Source organism: Paenibacillus sp. FSL A5-0031 (assembly GCF_001956295.1).
Classification (GTDB): Bacteria; Bacillota; Bacilli; order Paenibacillales; family Paenibacillaceae; genus Pristimantibacillus.
The window spans coordinates 24,636-44,619 of the sequence record NZ_MRTD01000006.1 but is presented as its reverse complement, the minus strand read 5'-3'; the positions used below and the strand labels follow the sequence as shown (position 1 = coordinate 44,619).

The window sequence follows — 19,984 nt, the reverse complement described above, 5'->3', positions numbered from 1 at the left end:
ACTGCTCTATACTATTGCGCCTTGAGAGGTGTCACACGTGCAAATAAAAGATTTATTTACTAAGAAAAAATATGCAACGATACCTTCGGAACCACGCAAGCGTGAAGTTCCTGAGGGCTTGATGAATAAGTGCTCCAAATGCGGCACGATTCAGTATAGCAAAGAGTTGGAAAAGAATTTGAAGGTATGCTCATCCTGCGGTTATCATTACCGTCTAAGCGCGTTGGAGCGTATTGCATTAACGCTTGATGATGGGCATCTGGTAGAATACGATGCCAATATGGAATCCATCGATCCTCTAAACTTCCCAGGTTACGCGAGCAAGCTAGAGCAGCAGAAGAGCAAGTCGAGTCTTCGCGAAGCTGTCGTAACAGGAGAAGGTACGATTGGTGGTTTTCCTGTCGTAGTAGCAGTCATGAGCTTTGATTTTTTCACTGGCAGTATGGGATCCGTAGTTGGAGAGAAAATTACAAGAGCGATCGAAGCGGCTCATGAGAAGAAACTGCCGCTTCTTATTTTCTCAACATCGGGCGGCGCCCGGATGCAGGAAAGTATTCTTAGCTTAATGCAAATGGCCAAAACGAGCGCGGCACTTTCAAAGTTTCAAGGTGCCGGGGGTTTGTTTATTTCGATTTTTACCGATCCTACTACGGGCGGGGTTTCGGCAAGCTTTGCGAGCTTGGGCGATTACAATTTGGCCGAGCCTGGCGCGTTGATCGGTTTTGCCGGACGAATTGTTATCGAACAAACGATTCGCCAGAAGCTGCCTGACGACTTCCAGACGGCTGAGTTTAACTTGCAGCATGGCCAATTGGATAAAGTCGTACACCGCAAAGATATGAAACCTACGTTAGCAAAGCTGCTTGATATGCATTGCGTAAGGGAGGAAACATCCTATGGCGGGTGAGCTGCCTTTTGAAAAACCGTTGAACGACTTGCGGCAGAAGGTAACTGAGCTTAAGACCTTAAGCGTGGAGAAGGGTATCGACTTCACGGAAGAAATTCGAGGTCTTGAGCTTAAGTGCAAGCAGCTGGAAGAAGAATTGTATAGTGAGCTGACTCCGGCTCAAAAGATGCATATGGCGCGTCATCATCAGCGTCCGACATCGTTAGACTTCATTCAAACGGTATTTACCGATTATATGGAGCTTCATGGAGATCGTCTGTTTGCAGATGATCTTGCCATCGTTGGTGGCCTTGCTAAGATAAACGGTGTTCCAGTTACTGTTATTGGACACCAGCGCGGCAAGGACACTCGTGAGAATATTGCTCGTTTCTTCGGCAGTCCTCATCCTGAGGGCTTCCGTAAGGCGCTTCGTCTAATGGAGCAAGCGAACAAATTCAAGCGGCCAATCATCACGTTTATTGATACGAAGGGTGCTTATCCGGGCAAAACCGCCGAGGAGCGAGGTCAATCGGAAGCGATTGCGCGCAACCTGCGGGAAATGGCCGGCTTCGGCGTGCCTATTATTTGTATCGTTATTGGTGAAGGCGGCAGTGGGGGAGCACTCGCTTTAGGCGTCGGAAACCGTGTATTAATGTTGGAAAATGCGATTTATAGTGCAATCTCGCCAAATGGAGCGGCATCCATCTTATGGAAAGATGCTTCCAGGGCAGATCAAGCAGCTGAAGCCATGAAGATTACAGCCAAAGACTTGTTAGAATTTGGTGTAATTGAGGATATTGTTCCAGAGCCGCAGGGCGGCGCACATAAGGACTTGGCATTTCAAGCGGAGCAAATTAAGGAAAAGCTGTGGCAGCATTTACAAGAACTTATGAAAATGAGTGCTGAGCAGCTTATCGAAGATCGGTATAATAAATTCCGTAAAGTGGGTCAATTCAAGATCGTTGAAGAGCCCGGAGATGTGGCGGACGGAGCAGTTGCTGATACAAATATCGGTATAAAAGCGGACGCGGTAAATGTTTCTCAGGAACAGGCGCCGGAAGCAACTCCGACCGTTCAATAGTGAATAATATGTAAAAATGATTATTTCACTGTACAAGCAGTGGGTTGTCATGTCAGTATAGTAAAGAATATCAGGCAGTATACGGAGGAAACTTAACATGCGTAAAACGAAAATTGTTTGTACTATCGGTCCATCCAGCGAATCACTGGAAAACACAAAAAAGCTAATCAATGCAGGTATGAACGTTGCCCGTCTTAACTTCTCACACGGAGATTTTGAAGAGCACGGCAACCGTATTAAAAACATCCGCATTGCAAATGCAGAACTTGGTACTTCGGTAGCGGTTTTGCTTGATACGAAAGGTCCTGAAATTCGTCTTGGCAAGCTTAAAGAAGAGCCTATTGAGCTTAATCAAGGTGAAATCGTTACGCTTACTACAGAAGAAATTTTGGGTGACCGCAACCGTGTTCCTATTACTTACAACAACCTTCCAAACGATGTAACAATTGGTTCAACTATCCTCATTGATGATGGCTTGATCGGATTGACAGTTGAAGAGGTTAAAGGTACTGAGATCGTTTGCCGTATCGTAAACAGCGGTCCAATTAAAAGCAAAAAAGGCGTTAACGTTCCTGGCGTGAAAATTTCATTGCCTGGTATTACGGAAAAGGATGCTAACGATATCGTATTTGGTATCGAGCAAGGCGTAGACTTCATCGCAGCATCTTTTGTACGTAAAGCGAGCGACGTGCTTGAAATTCGTGAATTGCTTGAGCGTCATAATGCAGGTCACATTCAAATCATCTCCAAAATTGAGAACCAAGAAGGCGTAGACAACCTTGATGAAATTCTTGAGGTTTCTGACGGTCTTATGGTAGCGCGTGGCGACCTCGGCGTTGAAATTCCAGCTGAAGAAGTGCCGCTCGTTCAAAAAAATATGATCAAAAAAGGTAACCGTGTAGGTAAACCTGTCATTACAGCAACACAAATGCTTGATTCCATGCAGCGCAACCCGCGTCCAACTCGCGCAGAAGCGAGTGACGTTGCAAATGCGATTTTTGACGGTACTGATGCGATCATGCTTTCCGGCGAAACAGCTGCGGGAAGATATCCAACTGAATCCGTACAAACAATGGCTCGTATTGCTGAGCGTGCGGAAGCCGCTTTGGAATACCGTGAAATTTTCACAAAACAAGCCAATGCACAACAAGTATCCGTTACGGAAGCAATCAGCCAAGCTGTTGCTAACTCGGCTCTTGACCTTGGTGCAAAAGCGATCATCACATCGACACAAAGCGGCTTTACAGCTCGCATGGTATCCAAGTACAAGCCTAAAGCTCCAATCATTGCTGTAACGACTGATGAGAAGGTATTGCGTCGTCTATCTCTCATTTGGGGCGTATTTGCAGTGCTTGGTCCAGATGCGGATACAACGGATGAAATGTTCGAAAATGCTGTAAAAGGCGGAATGAGCACTGGATTCCTAAGCTTGGGAGATACAGTTGTTATTACAGCTGGCGTTCCAGTTGGCCGCGCTGGCACTACTAACCTTATCAAAATTCACCATATTGGTGAGCTTTTGGCACAAGGACAAGGTATCGGCAGCCAAACAGCTATCGGTAAAATTGTAGTAGCTCGTACACCTGAGGAAGCTATTGCAAAAACAACTCAAGGTTCAATCTTGGTAACGATCTCCACAGATAAAGAATATATGCCTGCATTTGAAAAAGCTGGCGCAGTTATTACAGAGCAAGGCGGAATTACTAGCCATGCCGCTGTAGTTGGCCTGAATCTTGGAATCCCGGTTATTCTTGGTATTCAAAATGCAACTGAATTGCTGCAAGATGGCATGGAAGTTACCATCTATGGCGAAACAGGCGTTATCTATCACGGCCAATCAAAAGTACTGTAATAAAACAGTGCCTTTGTTAACAACAATATAGTACAAAAACAAAAAGCGATGGTGATCTCACCGTCGCTTTTTGCTAATCATTTCGTCAAAGCATGTTCGTTTTGATAAAAATGGGGGGACATTTATGCTGTCAGCTTCCACTTGGGTTCTGCACCCGCTGCGCGTTCGTTATCAGGAAACCGATCAAATGGGTGTCGTTTTTCACGGGAATTATGTAACTTGGTTCGAAATTGGACGTACTGAATGGATAAGAAATGCTGGTTATGACTATAAAACGATTGAAGAGCAAGGATTGCTGCTGCCGGTTATAGATTTGCATTGCCGTTATGTGCAACCCGCTCGTTATGACGATACTGTAGTCGTTTGTACTCGAATTGCTGATTGCAGCCCGCTGCGCGTATCCTTTGAATCACAGGTAAGAAAGGTATCATTGGATGATTTCCATGCGTCAGTAGTATCAGAAAGCGAATCACTGCCTGGAGAGCTGCTCGTGGAGGGTGGAACCAAGCATGTGTGGGTCAACGAGTCATGGCAACCAGCGCGCTTAAACAAAGTCATGCCTGAATTGTATGATTTGCTGCGTACGAAGTAAGTTTACTGCGTAAACCAAGCATATGCTTACGAAGTAAGTTTGCTACGCAAACTTTTAGGAGGTCCAATCATGTATAAATGGCTGTTGGCAGTTTTAATTGTTGTTCCACTAGTTGAGCTTTGGGGAATTTTTCAAGTTAGCGGCTGGATCGGGGGCTGGAACACTTTTTTTATACTGATCCTCATGGGTTTGGCAGGCGCTTATTTGGCTCGAATGGAAGGGCGAAAAGTATGGGGAGAGGCTCAGCGTCAAATGCAAGCTGGACAAATTCCTGGCCAGTCGCTATTAGATGGATTATGTGTGCTAGCAGGAGGCATTTTGCTGCTGCTGCCAGGTTTTCTGTCTGACATCATAGGCATTACGCTGCTTATTCCATTTACAAGAACCTTTTATAGACTAATCATGCTGCGTGAATTAGAGAAAAGAATACGAAACGGCAATTTTAAGATCGGAAGATTCTAATATTTACGTGACATTTACAAAAGGTTAACATGGCAATAATAGTCATGCTTCATAATGAGATAGATATAAGTCGTTTCTTGTCGTCATATTAGCATTCTTGATATGAGGCTAGACGCGTATGTTAGAAAAGCAGGTTTATTTCGCAAAATTACTCAGGAGGCGTGAGAAATGACCAAGCTTTTGTCCAACTATGTAAATCGTGACTTAAGTTGGATCGAATTCAACCGAAGAGTTCTTCAAGAGGCGCAGGATCTAAGCAATCCGCTGCTTGAGAGAGCAAAGTTTTTGGCAATTGTCTCAAGCAATTTGGATGAATTTATGAGCGTGCGAGTTGCTGGCATCCAGATGCAGATGAGAGCCGGCTTATCCAAAACTGATTTTACGGGCTATACGCCCTCTGGACTTTGGAAGCGGCTGATTAAGCGAGCAACCCAAATGGTCCATGATCAATATCGTACATACAGAGAAGTGTTCCGAAGCCTCAGTCGTGAGGGCATTTTTATTCGTTCGCTGGATGAGCTTAATATAACGCAAACGAAAGCAGTCTCGGATTATTTTCATGAAATCGTATTTCCAGTACTTACGCCGATGGCTGTCGATCAGAGCAGACCATTCCCGCTTGTTCATACGAAAGAGCTGTATTTAGCAGTACTTCTTAGACAAGAGAGTGATCCGTCTGAAGAGGAGCCGTTATTTGCGATTGTTCAAGTACCTTCTATTTTACCGAGATTTGTACCTGTTCCTGGACGAATTAACAGCAAGAAAACGGAGTTTGTGCTTCTTGAAGATTTAATTGAAAAGTTCATCGATACGTTATTCAACGGTTATATTCCATTCTCAGTGAACCCGTTCCGCTTAACAAGGGATGCGGATATTACATTGAATGAAGAAGATGCCGAGGATTTGCTTGAGGAGATCGAGAAAGAGCTGCGTCGCCGCCGCTGGGGAATTCCTGTAAGGCTGGAGGTTTCCAAGGGTATGCACCCTTATGCGCTCGAAATGCTTACCGAAGAGCTCGAAATCGAAGATAATTTATTTGAAATAGATGGACCGCTTGATTTAAGCTTTTTGATGAAGTTTGCAGGAGCGGTACCGGGCAATGATAATTTGCGGTATGAGAAGCTTGAGCCAATTTATCCAAGAGAATTTGACCACACGGACGATATGTTTGAGGTCATCCGCCAGCGCGATGTTTTGATGTACCATCCATATGAATCATTTGATGCGGTTAATGACTTTGTCATGCAGGCTGCTTATGATCCCGACGTGCTAGCGATAAAAATGACGTTATACCGCGTGAGCGGCCAGTCTGCGCTCGTTCAAGCGCTTGCTAAGGCAGGCGAAGCCGGTAAGCAGGTAACGGTCGTTGTAGAGCTAAAGGCGAGGTTTGACGAGGAAAGGAACATCGCTTGGGCGCGCCAGCTGGAGAAGGCTGGTTGCCATGTCGTTTACGGCCTAGTTGGTCTGAAGACACATGCGAAAATCTTGTTGGTTGTAAGACGAGAGCAGGGCACGCTGCGCCGCTACGTTCATGTAGGGACAGGGAATTATAATGACAGTACGGCAACATTATATACGGATATTGGACTTTTTACGTCACATCCAATAATCGGCGGCGATGCTTCGGCTTTGTTCAACGAGGTTACGGGTTATTCATCGCCTTATGAGTGGAAAGCTTTTGGCGTTGCGCCTTCTGATTTGAAGGAAAAGCTATATCGGTTAATCGATAGGGAAAGATTGAATGCAGCAGCCGGCAAGCCAGCTCGCATTATTGCCAAAATGAATTCTTTATCGAATCAAGAGATGATCGATAAGCTTTATGAAGCCTCTCAAGCGGGAGTGAAAATCGTATTAATCGTTCGCGGCGTTTGCTGCTTGCGGCCGGGTGTTCCTGGGCGCAGTGAAAATATTCAGGTAATAAGTATCGTCGACCGTTTTCTGGAGCATGCACGGATTATGTACTTCCACAATGGCGGGGAAGAAGAGGTGTATTTGTCGAGCGCGGATTGGATGACTCGTAATCTTACAAGAAGGATCGAGCTTATGTGTCCAGTATTTGATCCAATTTTGAGACAAATATTGATTAAGATGCTTCAGCTTAATATCGATGATAATGTAAAAGCCCGTGAATTGCAGCCGAACGGTACTTATGAGCATCTTTCTAGTGCTGATAAAGAGCCGTTCCGCAGTCAATTCGAGGCAAAGGTTATAGCGTCTTGGAAGGGACGTGCGTAGACGAAAAGTCGAGGCTCGGCGTGAATCCCCAAAGTTTCTTGAATTCGCTGGCGAGCTCCTCCACTTCTCGGCGCTCAACTGCAAGCGTTCCTCGCGGCTGAACCGGGCGAAGCAGCAGCTGATAACCAGATAATTGGACATTTAGTTGAGCAATGGCTTGTGTTTCCCCCCGATCAAGCGCTGTCGACAGCTGAAGCAGTGAGCCAAGCTTATAAATGACTTCAAGGTCGGATTCGTTGAGCAGTTCCTTATATTCGGAAATGTGCTGACGAGCCCGGCCTTTGCTTTTGTAAGAAGCGATAGCTGCTGTCATAATCATCTCGCGATGCGTTAGCCCATTCAACTGGGAATTAACAATAAGGTAGAAGGAATGCCTTGCATATTCGTAATAATCGATGGATGCACCGATTCGGAACAACTGTGACGCTGTGTCAAGCAGCACTCTCGATTGAGGTGTCAATGGTTGAACATAGTTCAGGACATCATAAATCTCTAGAGAGATTCGATTGACCTGCAGCACGTGCTGCTTTGGTGCTTCCGGATGCAGGGCACTTAAATTTGTCAGGCTATATTTGAGCACATCATCTAGTTTTGGACGATTTGGGAATCTGGTTGCATGGAACAAGCCATCGCGCAGTCCAGCACCGCAAATTCGGTAATAAGTTGCTTTGGTTGCACGGAATAATACGCGTAAAATAGCGACACCGGGTACAACTACATCAGCACGATCCTTGGACAAGCCCGGAAGCTTACGTCTTTTATCAAGCGGAAGCTTGCGCATTTGATGGAAGAGCTCATCAACGTGCTCGCTCGTAATCGGATAATTATGCGTTTGCGGAAAAGGGTATTTGTATGCGGCTTGATGCATTTTTCCTAATGCACGCACCGTGCCACCGACACCGACGAGAGGCAGTCCTGCTGTTTCTCCAATCCAGGTCTCGTTTCGAGCCGCTTCTGCAACGATAGCTTCAAGCGCCTTCAGGTCTTCATCTTGAAGCGTGCCTTTTGTGCCGAAACGTTTGTTGAAGCTTACGCAACCAAACGGAAAGGATACCGAATGAACGAGTACGCGGTTGCGAAATAATGAAAGCTCGGTGCTTCCGCCGCCGATATCAATGAGAAGGCCGTCACGTATATGGAGTGAGTTAATCATCCCGAGAAAGCCGTACGAAGCTTCATCCTCACCGGTGAGCAATTCGATGGATAAGCCTGTGGCCGAATGAATACGAGCAAGGATTTCTGAACGATTATTTGCATTTCGAATAGCAGCCGTTGCGACTGCTCGAATATGGCTTGTATGATTATGTGTGCAAATCATGGTAAAATGATTCAGTGTGTCGATCAGATCATCGATCGCTGCACCTGGCAGACATCCGTTTTCATCAATACGTTCGCTTAGTCTGGCAGGCCGTTTACTGCTATCCGCCACACGATGAGCACCATTTGCTGTCTTCTCGTAAACGACGAGACGGACGGAGTTGGAGCCTATGTCAATAATTCCGATGCGTTGTCCTGTCATGTTGCGCCTCCAATACGGCAAAATTTGCTCTGTAAGTTCTCTTTTTGACATTTTACCACTTTATCCGTTTCTGTAAAAATAGTTTATGCTGCGGCTAAAATTGGAGCGAATAGGGAAAAATGCAGTTTGAGCATACGAAGTGAAGCGGAGAAATAATAAGCGAAAAAAATATTGATGACGCTGATAAAGCATTTTTATGTCTGTATTTGTTCACATAATTGCCGAAATCATTTATGATTAAAGGCGATGGTACAAAAACGACCCCTTTTTATTGTTTACGATAACCATGTTAAAGGAGAGAGAACGATGACAGCAACTAAAGGTCTGGAAGGAATTGTCGCAGCGACGTCCTCCATCAGCTCCATTATTGATGGCGTATTGACATACCGCGGTATTGATATTGATGATCTTGCGGAAAACGCTACTTTTGAAGAGGTTGCCTACCTGCTATGGTACGGTAAACTACCGAATCGTTCTGAGCTTGATGGACTGCAAAAGCAATTGGATCAATTTGCAGCGCTTCCAGAAGGCGTAATTGATCAAATCAAGCTATATCCAAAAAATACAAATTCTATGGCTGCGCTTCGTACGGCAGTATCCAGCTTAGCATTGTACGATGAATCTGCAAACGATATGTCTCCTGAAGCGAATCAATTGAAAGCAATTAAATTGCAGGCGCAGCTGCCAACAATTATTGCTGCTTTTTCACGCATTCGCCTAGGACAAGAGCCTGTAGCTCCAAAGAAAGGCGTATCCATCGCCTATAATTTCTTGTATATGCTCACTGGCAGCGAGCCGGCTGAAGTTGCTGTTAAAGCACTTGATCAAGCGCTCGTTCTTCATGCTGACCACGAGTTGAATGCGTCGACATTTGCTGCTCGTGTAACCGTAGCAACGTTGTCGGACATTTATTCCGGTGTAACGTCCGCGATTGGCGCTTTGAAAGGCCCACTTCATGGCGGTGCAAACGAAGCTGTAATGGTTATGCTTGAAGAAATCGGTTCTACCGCTAACGTTGAAAGCTTTATTAACAACGCGCTTGCAAACAAAGTGAAAATTATGGGCTTTGGTCACCGCGTATACAAAAACGGCGATCCCCGCGCGAAGCATCTGCAAAAAATGTCCCGCGAGCTTGGCAAGCTGACAGGCAATATGGAGCTTTACGAAATGTCTGTTAAAATTGAAGAGCTGGTAACTGGACAAAAAGGCTTGAAGCCTAATGTGGACTTCTACTCAGCGTCTGTATATACAACGCTTGAAATTCCACGTGACTTGTTCACGCCTATTTTTGCAATCAGCCGGGTATCTGGTTGGAGCGCGCATATTCTTGAGCAATACCAAGATAACCGCTTGATCCGTCCGCGTGCCGACTATGTTGGTCCGGTTAATGCGAAGTACATTCCGATTGAACAGCGTTAATTCGTGATTTAAGTTACAATAGAGAGAGCGGATAAGCTCTACGCTCTCTGTTCTTTAAAAAAAGACATTATATTTCATTTATACTTGCTATAAAGCAGGTACAATTCTAAGGAGGATTTTATTCATGGCTAAGTTCGAAAAATTCGCGCTTCCAACTGAAGGCGAACAAATTACAATTGACAACGGTGTTCTTCAAGTACCTAACAACCCAATTATTCCTTTTATCGAAGGCGACGGCACTGGCCGCGACATTTGGAAAGCTTCGAAACGCGCACTTGATGCAGCGGTAGAAAAAGCTTATAACGGCGAGAAAAAAATCGCTTGGTACGAAGTATTTGCCGGCGAAAAAGCTTTCAACACATACGGCGAGTGGCTGCCTGCTGATACATTGACAGCAATCCGTGAATATATCGTTGCAATTAAAGGACCTTTGACTACGCCTATCGGCGGCGGCATTCGTTCATTGAACGTTGCACTTCGTCAAGAACTTGATCTTTACACTTGCTTGCGTCCTGTTCGTTACTTCACTGGTGTACCTTCCCCAGTAAAACGTCCTGAGCTTGTTGACATGGTTATTTTCCGTGAAAATACAGAAGATATCTATGCGGGCATCGAGTACCAAGAAGGTTCTGCAGAAGTGAAGAAAGTAATCGAGTTCTTGCAAAACGAAATGGGAGCTAACAAAATCCGCTTCCCAGAAACTTCCGGTATCGGCATTAAGCCAGTATCGAAAGAAGGTTCGAAACGTCTTGTTCGCGCAGCGATCGAGTACGCAATCAAACACAGCAAAAAATCAGTTACACTTGTACACAAAGGCAACATCATGAAATACACAGAAGGCGCGTTCAAAAACTGGGGCTACGAAGTGGCTGAAGAAGAATTCGCTAACGAGACTTTCACATGGGGTCAATACGACCGCATTAAAGAAGCAGAAGGCACTGACGCAGCTAACAAAGCACAAAAAGATGCAGAAGCAGCTGGCAAGCTAATCGTTAAAGACGCAATTGCGGATATCGCATTGCAACAAGTACTTACTCGTCCAACTGACTTTGATGTTATCGCTACATTGAACTTGAACGGCGACTACTTGTCCGATGCTCTTGCAGCACAAGTTGGCGGTATCGGTATTGCTCCGGGCGCGAACATCAACTACTTGACTGGACACGCAATCTTCGAAGCTACTCACGGTACAGCTCCGAAATATGCTGACCTTGACGTAGTTAACCCAGGTTCCGTAATCCTTTCCGGCGTAATGCTTCTTGAGCACCTAGGCTGGCAAGAAGCGGCTGACCTTATCTATAAAGGTATGGAAGCTTCGATCAACAACAAAACAGTAACTTATGACTTCGCTCGTTTGATGGAAGGCGCAACAGAAGTAAAATGTTCCGCATTCGCAGACGAAATCATCAAAAACATGTAGTTTTATAAAAAGTAGGGGGGCAGATGCCCCCCTCATCTTATATTCCTTTGTTCTCGCACCGTGAATGATGTCCCGCAGGGGCACATTCCTTTGTACTTCGTACTGGAAATGGCGTCCCGCAAGGACACATTCCCCATGCGAGCAACTGTTGAGCGTGTCCCGCAGGGACGAAAGCGAGCCACGCTCAACAGTTGCTAAGGTGCGCCCTCTGGCTCTCCTACGTTAGTCCAATTCGCAGGTGTCCAGAGGGCGCAGCGCCCCTTAGGTCCTCCCTTGGAAGGGAGGATTTAGGTGGGTTCGAAAACGTACTTAAGTGGTTGTAAAGTGAAAATGGGGGTCAAAGGGGTCTCCCCTTCAAAATATGTTTTACTGGAGGTTTTACAAATGGCGATTAAGCGTAAAAAAATTACTGTAGTAGGAGCTGGCTTCACTGGCGCTACTACTGCACTTATGCTAGCTCAAAAAGAACTAGGCGATGTTGTTCTTGTTGATATCGCACCGCTTGAAAACCCAACTAAAGGTAAAGCACTTGATATGCTTGAAGCGACACCGGTGCTTGGAGTAGATGCAAACATTATCGGTACTGCCAACTACGAAGATACAAAAGACTCTGATGTTGTGATCATCACTGCAGGTATCGCTCGTAAACCAGGTATGAGCCGTGACGACCTTGTTAGCACGAACGCTGGAATCGTAAGATCCGTTTGCGAAAACATTAAAGAAACTAGCCCTAACGCTTATGTTATTATTTTAAGCAACCCGGTGGATGCGATGACTTATGCAGCATTCCAAACGCTTGGATTCCCTAAAAACCGTGTAATCGGTCAATCAGGGGTCCTTGATACAGCTCGTTATTGCACATTTATTGCGCAAGAGCTTAACGTATCCGTTGAAGATGTTCGCGGATTTGTGCTTGGCGGACATGGCGACGATATGGTCCCACTCGTTCGCTACTCAAATGTTGGCGGCATCCCAATCGAGAAGCTTATATCAGCAGAACGAATTGAAGCAATCGTACAACGCGCTCGCGTTGGCGGCGGCGAAATCGTAAACCTGCTCGGCAACGGCAGCGCGTATTATGCGCCTGCAGCTTCGCTGGTTCAAATGACAGAAGCCATTCTTAAAGACAAAAAACGTATTATTCCAGTTATCGCTTTGCTTGAAGGCGAATACGGTTATAATAACTTGTTCATGGGTGTGCCAACAATCATTGGCGGTGACGGCATTGAAAAGGTGCTTGAGCTTGATTTGACTGCTGAAGAGAAGGCTGCTCTTGATAAATCTGCTCAATCCGTACGCAACGTTATCCAAGTAGTAACAGGCTAGCAAGCAAGCTCAATTGCTGCTTTTATAAATGAATGCGTTTGGGAGGACCCTGACAGTATGCTGCCAGGGTCCTCTTGTTTATTTTCAAGGTACAAAAGAAAAGGTTTACTATGGGAGGGGTACAGGTTGATCGAACAAGCAAGACAAGCCTTGAAACAGGTATATGGCTATGACTCTTTCCGTAAAGGACAGGAAGACATTATATCGGGGATTATGAATGGACGCGATACACTAGCTATTTTGCCGACCGGCGGCGGAAAATCGATTTGTTATCAAATTCCATCCATGCTTTTGCCGGGAACGTCTCTTGTTATTTCGCCGCTCATCTCGCTCATGAAGGATCAGGTTGATGCGCTAAGGCGAGTCGGGGTATCAGCAGCGTTTCTTAACAGCTCGTTAGGAGCAGCTGAATATCGAGATGTGATGCGAAACGCGATGATGGGAGAATATAAGCTGCTGTACGTTGCGCCTGAACGACTTGATGCGCCGATGTTCCAATCGTTATCTGAGAAGCTGACTATACCGCTCATTGCGATAGACGAGGCTCACTGCGTATCACAATGGGGGCATGACTTCCGTCCCAGCTATCGTCAGCTAGCAGGCTGGATTGCTCGAATGAAAGATCGACCGCTCGTTGCGGCGTTTACGGCTACGGCAACAAACGAGGTAGCGCTTGATATTTCAGAAATGCTCAAGCTGCGTGAACCTAGCATTTTTGTAACGGGATTTGCGAGACCAAATTTGTCTCTATCCGTCGTTACAGGCGTGGATAAGAAAAAGTTTCTTGAGAGCTTCATATCAGGGCGTAAGGATCAATCAGGCATTATCTATGCAGCAACTAGAAAAGAAGTCGAGAATGTATATGAGCAATTAACACGCAGAGGCATTCAAGCAGGCAAATACCACGGTGGGTTGTCGGATGTTGAGCGCGCTGACACGCAGGAGAAGTTTCGATTCGATGAGATTCGTGTAATGGTTGCAACGAATGCTTTTGGAATGGGCATTGATAAACCTAACGTACGTTATGTGCTGCATTGGCAAATGACTAGCGATATTGAATCCTATTACCAAGAAGCGGGCCGTGCCGGGCGTGATGGAGAGGAGAGCGAATGCATTCTCTTGTTTGAACCGGCTGATATGCAGGTGCAACGCTTTCTGATTGAACAGGGCACTGGGGATTCAGATCGTAAATCGATTCAGCTCGCAAAGCTCCATACCATGATGAACTATAGTCGTACACAGCGTTGTTTGCAGCAATTTATCGTTGATTATTTCGGAGAGACGGATGTTGTGGCATGCGGGAAATGCAGCAGCTGTCTCGATAAGAGCGAGCCGGTTAACCGGACGGAGGAAGCGAAGATGGCGCTCTCCTGCGTTGGTCGAATGAGAGGGCGTTTCGGTGTAACGATGGCAGCCAAGGTACTAAAGGGATCGCGTGATAAACGGCTGCTTGAATTTGGGCTCGATCGTTTGACTACCTATGGTTTAATGCGGCATTTGCCCGAGAAAGAGATAGCGGACTGGCTATATTGGCTCGTGGCTGAAGGATACTTAAAGCTAAGTGAAGGGCAATATCCAGTCGTCTCGCTAACTGCGAGCGCACTGCCGGTACTGGAAGGCCGCGAATCAATTATGCAAAGAGTTAGAGCAACGGTTCGACAAGCAGCCTCTTCCGATTCAGCAGCTGCCTCACCTCTATTCGATGCGCTCAAGCAATGGCGCAAAGAAAAGGCAGCTACAGAGGGTGTGCCTCCATTTATGCTGTTCTTTGACGCAACGCTGCGAGAAATCGCTATGGCTCGGCCGCAAAACGAGAATCAACTGCTTAGCGTGAAGGGGATTGGTGCCGCGAAGGCAGAGAAATATGGAGAAGATCTGCTTTCGATTATTCAATCGTTCGGAGGCGAAGGTCAAGCCGAAGGAATGATTACTATTGCGGCTAGAGAGCCGTCAGTTGTCAAGAAGGCCGCAACGAATGATGAGCAGCCAAGTCATTATGCTACGCTCAAGCTATTTCAAAGTGGGCTGGAACCTGATGAAATAGCGAAGGAACGAGGATTAACGAAAGTAACCGTTGAAGGACATATCATACGGTGCGCAGATGAAGGTGAAGAAATCGATTGGAGCAGAATCATTCCAGCAGAATATGAGCAATTGATCGTCCATGCCATTGGCGAGCAAGGAATCGATAAGCTGCGTCCCATAAAGGATGCCTTGCCTGAGGAAGTTACTTATTTTGCAATTCATGGGGTTATGAGTAAATACGGCTTTAAAGCTTAAAGCCAACCGAAAATCGATTAAAATGAGCTTTCTAGTTAAAGTGTGAAAATTTAGGGAACGAATTCGGAGCTAAATCAACAAAAAAGGGTATAAAACCTCGGTTCAGGAGCATAGTCATTTGAAAAAAATCTCGTTTCTGATAAACTATTTATAGAATTAATTTTGGCAATTGCGAATCGATGAATGGATGATTACGTTTTACCAAAACAGGAGGAGTTAAAATGTTTAAAGTAATGTTATTTTTGCACGTGATTGGTGCAGTAGGAATGGGCTTCTATATCGTTCTTCCAATCATGCTGGGTAGAGCTACTAAGCTTGCCGGAGTTGGACAAGGCGGATTAGCTGACGGCCTGCGTTCGGCAAACCGAATTGCGCAATATTTTCTAGTTTTGCAGCTGCTAACAGGTGGGTATTTGATGTCGCAAGCGGATTACAAGGTGGCATGGATGGTCATTATTATTTTGCTGTTCCTGGCAATTGCGGCACTAGGCGGAATTATTTCCAAGCCGCTTAAGCTTGTAGTTGCATCCATTCAAGAAGGCAAAAGCGCAACTGCACACATTAACAAAGCACGCGTGATGAGCATCATCGTATTGGTGCTATACATCGCTATTATTTACTTCATGAAGTTTCCGATGATCTAAAGCTAATATGGATAACGCCGATTATATAACGCTATAGGGGGATTTTTACGTGTTAGAATCATCGCCGCAAATTGTAACGTTTGGCGAATCAATGGCTTTGTTTATGCCAGAGGAGCATAAGTCAATCGAACGCGCCGCTACGCTGGAACAAAGCTTTGGCGGAGCGGAAAGCAATGTCGCAATAGGACTTGCACGTCTAGGCTCCTCTGTTGGATGGTTTGGCGCTCTCGGCGACGATCCGTTTGGCAAAATTATTTTGAAGACGCTGCGGGGCGAGGGTGTAGACGTATCTCGTGCGCAGCTTAGCTCGGAAGCTCCTACGGGCATGATGTTTCGTGAGCATGTAGCGGGTAGAACAGCCGTTCATTATTTCAGAAAGCATTCGGCAGCTAGTCGGATGCTGCCTGAGCATCTTGACGAGAATTATATTCGCGGTGCTAAACTGCTTCATGTAACCGGTATCACAGCTGCGCTTAGCGAGGATTGCCGCAAGACGGTTCGCCGCGCTATCGATATTGCGAAGGAAGCTGGGGTGCTTGTCAGCTTTGACCCGAACCTGCGGCTTAAGCTGTGGTCAATCGAAGAAGCTCGTGCAGCACTGCTGCCGCTTGCAGCAGATGCGGATTACTTTTTGCCAGGATGGGACGAGCTTAAGCTGCTGTACGAAACAGACGATTATGAGCATATTAAAGGCCAGCTAAATCAGTTAAAAGCGGTGTCGATCATTAAAGGCAGAGGCGACACGACGATTGTTCTAAACAAAGGGCAGGAAGAAAGCTTGCCTTTCTATCCGGCTGAGCAGGTTGTTGATACTGTAGGCGCGGGTGACGGCTTTTGCGCTGGTTTCTTAGCAGGTATTATGAAGGGCTTATCCCCAGTAGAAGCAGTACGCCTTGCAAGTATTAATGGATCTTTAGTCGTTCAAATGCGTGGCGACTGGGAAGCTTTGCCGGAATGGAGTGTCGTCCAACAGCGGATGTCCGCCAAGGCTTGGGTGGAGCGCTGATAATGGCTGAATTGATCGGTAACAAGGGTCAGCGTCGCCGTGAAGCTATTCTGCAGCTGTTGAAGCAGCAGGGCAGGGTGACGATTTTGGAAATGGTTGAGCGCTTCGGCTGCTCTGAAGCGACGGCTCGAAGAGATCTTGAGCAAATGGAAGCTGATTATCCGGTTATTCGGACAATTGGCGGTGCGATGTACGATGGAATGAATTCAGTAAGGGATTTGCCTTTTGCGGAGAAGGAAGGTTTGTCGATTCTGGAGAAAGAGCATATCGCGGAATTAGCTGCTTCTTTAATTTTGGAAGGCGATGTGATTGGTCTCTCTGGCGGTACAACTAATTTCCTAATTGCAAAGATGATCAAATCGAGGCGGGGCATCACGGTAGTAACCAATGCGGTTAATATCGCAATGGAGCTGGCAGGCAGCGATATTCAGGTTGTCGTTACCGGCGGCATTATGCGCCATAACAGCTTTGAGCTGTGCGGCCCTCTAGGTGAGGGTATGGTCGCTCATTTGCATATCGGAAAGATGTTTATCGGTGTTGATGGTATATCTGCTGCTGGCGGCATCACGACCTACTCCGAGCAAGAAGCGCAAATTGCTAAAGCACTCATTAAGCGTTCGCAAGCGGCATATGCCGTATTCGATCATACGAAGACAGATCGCACCTCATTATTTTCCATTGCATCCTTATCCGAGCTGAAAGGCGTCATTACGGATGTTCCGCTCACTGAAGAGCTTGCAGCTGAAATGAAGCAGCACGGTATTTCCGTATACGTGACAGATTAACAGTTATTAAAAAAGAGGTTCCGTGCTCAAAGGTTATCTAACCTTTGAGCACGGAACCTCTTGCTTTTTTACGCTTGCTTAGCTTCGTATATGGAACGGCCTTGCGCCCAAGTCTGTTGAACCTGCATTTGCGAGTCAATCCATACAAGATCAGCTTGTTTACCGCTTGTAATTGTACCGGTACGGTCGCTGATGCCAAGCTGTTTTGCTGCATTGCCGCTAGCCAATCGACTAATTTCAGAAAGCGATAGGTTAGTATGCTCATGGATAAAGCGTACGGCACCAATCATCGTTAAACAGCTGCCTGCTAGGGCGTTGCCATCTTTTAACCTTGCTTCGCCGTTTTTTACGATGACGGCTAAGCCTCCAAGACTATATTCGCCTTCCGGCATGCCTGCTGCGGCCATCGCATCTGTGATCAGTATCACCTTATCTGAAGGTTTAGCAGCGAGCACCAAACGAATTGCAGCTGGATGCACGTGAATACCATCGGCTATGAGCTCGGCCACAATACGGTCATCGGTCAATACAGCTCCTAGCGTTCCGGGTTCACGGTGATGCAGACCACGCATTGCATTATAGGTATGAACAGCCTGCGTAAGGCCAGCATCAGCAGCAGCGATCACTTCAGCATAGACAGCATCCGTATGCCCGCAGGCTGTGACGATCCCTTGCTCAGCAAGCCAAGCGATGGTCTCAATCGCACCGCTTTTCTCAGGAGCCAGTGTAAGCTGACGGAGAAGATCGGGCCACTTGGCATGCCATTGCTGCATCCATTCCAGCTGAGGTGTTTTAATATAAGCTGGGTTTTGAGCGCCTGGCCATACCTCGCTTATGAATGGACCCTCTAGATGTACGCCGTACAAGGCTGCGTAAGGCATTTCACTGCTGCGGTAATCTGCAACGGCATGCAATACGTCTTCAATTGCTTCCTTAGGAGCAGTCATCGTTGTAGCAAGCATGCCTGTCGTACCTTGCGAGGCATGGAATTTAGTAATGGTGTCGAAGCTTTCACGGCTGGCATCCATAAAATCAGCGCCAAATCCACCGTGAACATGCACATCAATAAAACCAGGAAGCAGCCAGCCTCCCTTTCCGTCGATAGACAATTGTGCATCTGAAGCCTCGTTTGCTGCTTCGTTGTCATCTTGGGCAACAATTTTTGCAATCTTCCCATCTTGTACAAAAACACTGCCGTTAACTATCCCATCTTCAAGCACGATATTTACGTTGTGGATGAACCAGTTTGCAGAGTTTAGGGTCATTTAACTTAACATCCTTCCCGCCTCGCGGTCTAGTAGAACAATGACGCGCGCATGAGTTTGCAGCAATGAAGCCGGTACGTTAGTCGTAATTGGACCAGTCAATGCTTCTTTTACAATTTCTGCTTTGTCAGCACCACGAACAGCAAGCACGATCGTATTAGCTTTCAAAATAGAGCCAACACCCATCGTTATTGCATACTCAGGTACTTCATCCATTGAATCGAAGAAACGAGCATTTGCTTCACGCGTTTCCTCTTTTAATTTAACAACGTGAGTGCCGCCAGAAAGATTAACATCAGGCTCATTGAATCCAATATGACCGTTGTGGCCTAGACCAAGCAATTGAATATCTACTGGTCTTGCTTCTAACATTGCATCGTAAGCATTCGATTCCAGCTCAACATCCGAAGCCATGCCATTTGGCAAATGGATTTGGTTCTCGGGAATATCGATGTGCGAGAACAGATGCTGCTTCATGTAGTAGGCGTAGCTTTGGTCGTTATCAGGCTTGATTCCGACATATTCATCCAAATTGAACGTTGTCACATCTTTAAAGCTAACGTTGTTTTGTTTATGCAGTTCTACTATTTTGTCATAAATTCCGATGGGTGTCGATCCTGTTGCAAGGCCTAGTACTGCATCTGGTTTCTCTTTTACGATACCTACAAATAATTCCGCAGCATAAGCATCTAATTCCTGTTGTGTATCAAATATAATCATTTCCATGTTTAGTCCCCCTATAAGGCTTTTGTTAGTTATATTTTATATGAATTTCGACGGTTTAACAAGATAAAATGATTGTAAAATTCAAATAAATGATTGTAAAAATCATTTGTCTACTGAACTAGCCGTCGCTTCTAACTCAGCGGTCAGGCTCATATTTTTAGGATTGGGATAGTCTCTTTATAATGCCACATTTATTAGAAGAACTATTCTAGACGCCAGAGCGCATGCATCAGAATGGATGGATCAGCTTATGTGTCAATGTCGTGGAGTTGAGAGCGTGAATCAAAAAAATGTGCTAAACTAGTACATAGTTACTACGCTGAAAAGGTTATGAATTGTAAAGTGCAAGCAGACCTAATGGATACATATATGTTCAGCTTATTGATGAGGAAATTTACAAGTTGTATACGCAGGAATAGAAGATAGAGAAGCGAAACGAGAGCGGCGCTGCTATAAAAGGCGCTGGCCGTTTAAGCTTGGGAGGAA

The 19,984-nt window shown here is 45.9% G+C and carries 16 protein-coding genes; 13 read left to right on the top strand and 3 right to left on the bottom strand.

What is annotated here, in order from left to right:
* The first annotated feature begins 37 nt into the window (after window positions 1-37).
* The 6 genes from accD to ppk1 all read left to right on the top strand — a co-directional run bounded on the left by accD (window position 38) and on the right by ppk1 (window position 7,108).
* Window positions 38-907, top strand: coding sequence for an acetyl-CoA carboxylase, carboxyltransferase subunit beta (accD, locus tag BK120_RS12265; protein WP_076267799.1), 870 nt, complete (start codon window positions 38-40; stop codon window positions 905-907).
* The gene (locus BK120_RS12260) at window positions 897-1,967 is read left to right on the top strand and encodes an acetyl-CoA carboxylase carboxyltransferase subunit alpha (protein WP_076267798.1); all 1,071 of its coding nucleotides are present in this window, start codon (window positions 897-899) and stop codon (window positions 1,965-1,967) included. Before accD ends, BK120_RS12260 begins: the two co-directional genes overlap by 11 nt.
* Window positions 1,968-2,064: 97 nt before the next feature.
* A complete protein-coding gene (gene pyk / locus BK120_RS12255) occupies window positions 2,065-3,819 on the top strand; it encodes a pyruvate kinase (protein ID WP_076267797.1) in 1,755 nt (584 codons plus the stop codon).
* A 124-nt stretch (window positions 3,820-3,943) separates the two neighbouring features.
* Window positions 3,944-4,411 carry an acyl-CoA thioesterase gene (locus tag BK120_RS12250; RefSeq protein ID WP_076267796.1) on the top strand — a complete coding sequence of 156 codons (468 nt, stop codon included), beginning with the start codon at window positions 3,944-3,946 and terminating at the stop codon, window positions 4,409-4,411.
* Between the two features lie 69 nt (window positions 4,412-4,480).
* Window positions 4,481-4,873 carry an FxsA family protein gene (locus tag BK120_RS12245; protein ID WP_076267795.1) on the top strand — a complete coding sequence of 131 codons (393 nt, stop codon included), beginning with the start codon at window positions 4,481-4,483 and terminating at the stop codon, window positions 4,871-4,873.
* A 168-nt stretch (window positions 4,874-5,041) separates the two neighbouring features.
* Window positions 5,042-7,108: a polyphosphate kinase 1 gene (gene ppk1, locus BK120_RS12240; protein ID WP_076267794.1), complete on the top strand. Its 2,067-nt coding sequence runs from the start codon at window positions 5,042-5,044 to the stop codon at window positions 7,106-7,108.
* Here ppk1 and BK120_RS12235 read toward each other — a convergent pair.
* Complete coding sequence (locus tag BK120_RS12235) at window positions 7,080-8,627, bottom strand: Ppx/GppA family phosphatase (RefSeq protein ID WP_076267793.1); 1,548 nt, start codon at window positions 8,625-8,627, stop codon at window positions 7,080-7,082. The genes ppk1 and BK120_RS12235 overlap by 29 nt on opposite strands.
* 306 nt (window positions 8,628-8,933) lie before the next feature.
* Here BK120_RS12235 and citZ point away from each other — a divergent pair, with 306 nt between their 5' ends.
* The 7 genes from citZ to BK120_RS12200 all read left to right on the top strand — a co-directional run bounded on the left by citZ (window position 8,934) and on the right by BK120_RS12200 (window position 17,507).
* A complete protein-coding gene (gene citZ, locus BK120_RS12230) occupies window positions 8,934-10,046 on the top strand; it encodes a citrate synthase (protein WP_076267792.1) in 1,113 nt (370 codons plus the stop codon).
* Between the two features lie 124 nt (window positions 10,047-10,170).
* Entirely contained in the window at window positions 10,171-11,466 is a 1,296-nt protein-coding gene (gene icd, locus BK120_RS12225; RefSeq protein WP_076267791.1) for an NADP-dependent isocitrate dehydrogenase, read from the top strand.
* Between the two features lie 384 nt (window positions 11,467-11,850).
* The gene (gene mdh / locus BK120_RS12220) at window positions 11,851-12,792 is read left to right on the top strand and encodes a malate dehydrogenase (protein ID WP_076267790.1); all 942 of its coding nucleotides are present in this window, start codon (window positions 11,851-11,853) and stop codon (window positions 12,790-12,792) included.
* A 126-nt stretch (window positions 12,793-12,918) separates the two neighbouring features.
* Complete coding sequence (gene recQ, locus BK120_RS12215) at window positions 12,919-15,072, top strand: DNA helicase RecQ (protein ID WP_076267789.1); 2,154 nt, start codon at window positions 12,919-12,921, stop codon at window positions 15,070-15,072.
* Window positions 15,073-15,293: 221 nt separating this feature from the next.
* Entirely contained in the window at window positions 15,294-15,716 is a 423-nt protein-coding gene (locus tag BK120_RS12210) for a hypothetical protein (RefSeq protein ID WP_076267788.1), read from the top strand.
* 49 nt (window positions 15,717-15,765) lie between these two features.
* Window positions 15,766-16,722, top strand: coding sequence for a sugar kinase (locus BK120_RS12205; protein WP_076267787.1), 957 nt, complete (start codon window positions 15,766-15,768; stop codon window positions 16,720-16,722).
* 2 nt (window positions 16,723-16,724) lie between these two features.
* Window positions 16,725-17,507, top strand: coding sequence for a DeoR/GlpR family DNA-binding transcription regulator (locus tag BK120_RS12200; RefSeq protein ID WP_076267786.1), 783 nt, complete (start codon window positions 16,725-16,727; stop codon window positions 17,505-17,507).
* Window positions 17,508-17,575: 68 nt separating this feature from the next.
* Here BK120_RS12200 and nagA read toward each other — a convergent pair whose 3' ends face one another.
* Window positions 17,576-18,772, bottom strand: a complete 1,197-nt coding sequence (nagA, locus tag BK120_RS12195; RefSeq protein WP_076267785.1) for an N-acetylglucosamine-6-phosphate deacetylase — start codon at window positions 18,770-18,772, stop codon at window positions 17,576-17,578.
* Window positions 18,773-19,498 (bottom strand): glucosamine-6-phosphate deaminase, encoded by a 726-nt coding sequence (nagB, locus tag BK120_RS12190; protein WP_076267784.1) that lies wholly within the window; start codon window positions 19,496-19,498, stop codon window positions 18,773-18,775.
* Between the last annotated feature and the right edge of the window lie 486 nt (window positions 19,499-19,984).

Coding starts and splice junctions, on each gene's coding strand:
- BK120_RS12200 (WP_076267786.1), top strand. CDS start 16,725: ATGGCTGAATTGATCGGTAACAAGGGTCAGCGTCGCCGTGAAGCTATT.
- pyk (WP_076267797.1), top strand. CDS start 2,065: ATGCGTAAAACGAAAATTGTTTGTACTATCGGTCCATCCAGCGAATCA.
- icd (WP_076267791.1), top strand. CDS start 10,171: ATGGCTAAGTTCGAAAAATTCGCGCTTCCAACTGAAGGCGAACAAATT.
- nagB (WP_076267784.1), bottom strand. CDS start 19,498: ATGGAAATGATTATATTTGATACACAACAGGAATTAGATGCTTATGCT.
- BK120_RS12245 (WP_076267795.1), top strand. CDS start 4,481: ATGTATAAATGGCTGTTGGCAGTTTTAATTGTTGTTCCACTAGTTGAG.
- BK120_RS12210 (WP_076267788.1), top strand. CDS start 15,294: ATGTTTAAAGTAATGTTATTTTTGCACGTGATTGGTGCAGTAGGAATG.
- nagA (WP_076267785.1), bottom strand. CDS start 18,772: ATGACCCTAAACTCTGCAAACTGGTTCATCCACAACGTAAATATCGTG.
- BK120_RS12235 (WP_076267793.1), bottom strand. CDS start 8,627: ATGACAGGACAACGCATCGGAATTATTGACATAGGCTCCAACTCCGTC.
- citZ (WP_076267792.1), top strand. CDS start 8,934: ATGACAGCAACTAAAGGTCTGGAAGGAATTGTCGCAGCGACGTCCTCC.
- BK120_RS12260 (WP_076267798.1), top strand. CDS start 897: ATGGCGGGTGAGCTGCCTTTTGAAAAACCGTTGAACGACTTGCGGCAG.
- mdh (WP_076267790.1), top strand. CDS start 11,851: ATGGCGATTAAGCGTAAAAAAATTACTGTAGTAGGAGCTGGCTTCACT.
- BK120_RS12250 (WP_076267796.1), top strand. CDS start 3,944: ATGCTGTCAGCTTCCACTTGGGTTCTGCACCCGCTGCGCGTTCGTTAT.
- ppk1 (WP_076267794.1), top strand. CDS start 5,042: ATGACCAAGCTTTTGTCCAACTATGTAAATCGTGACTTAAGTTGGATC.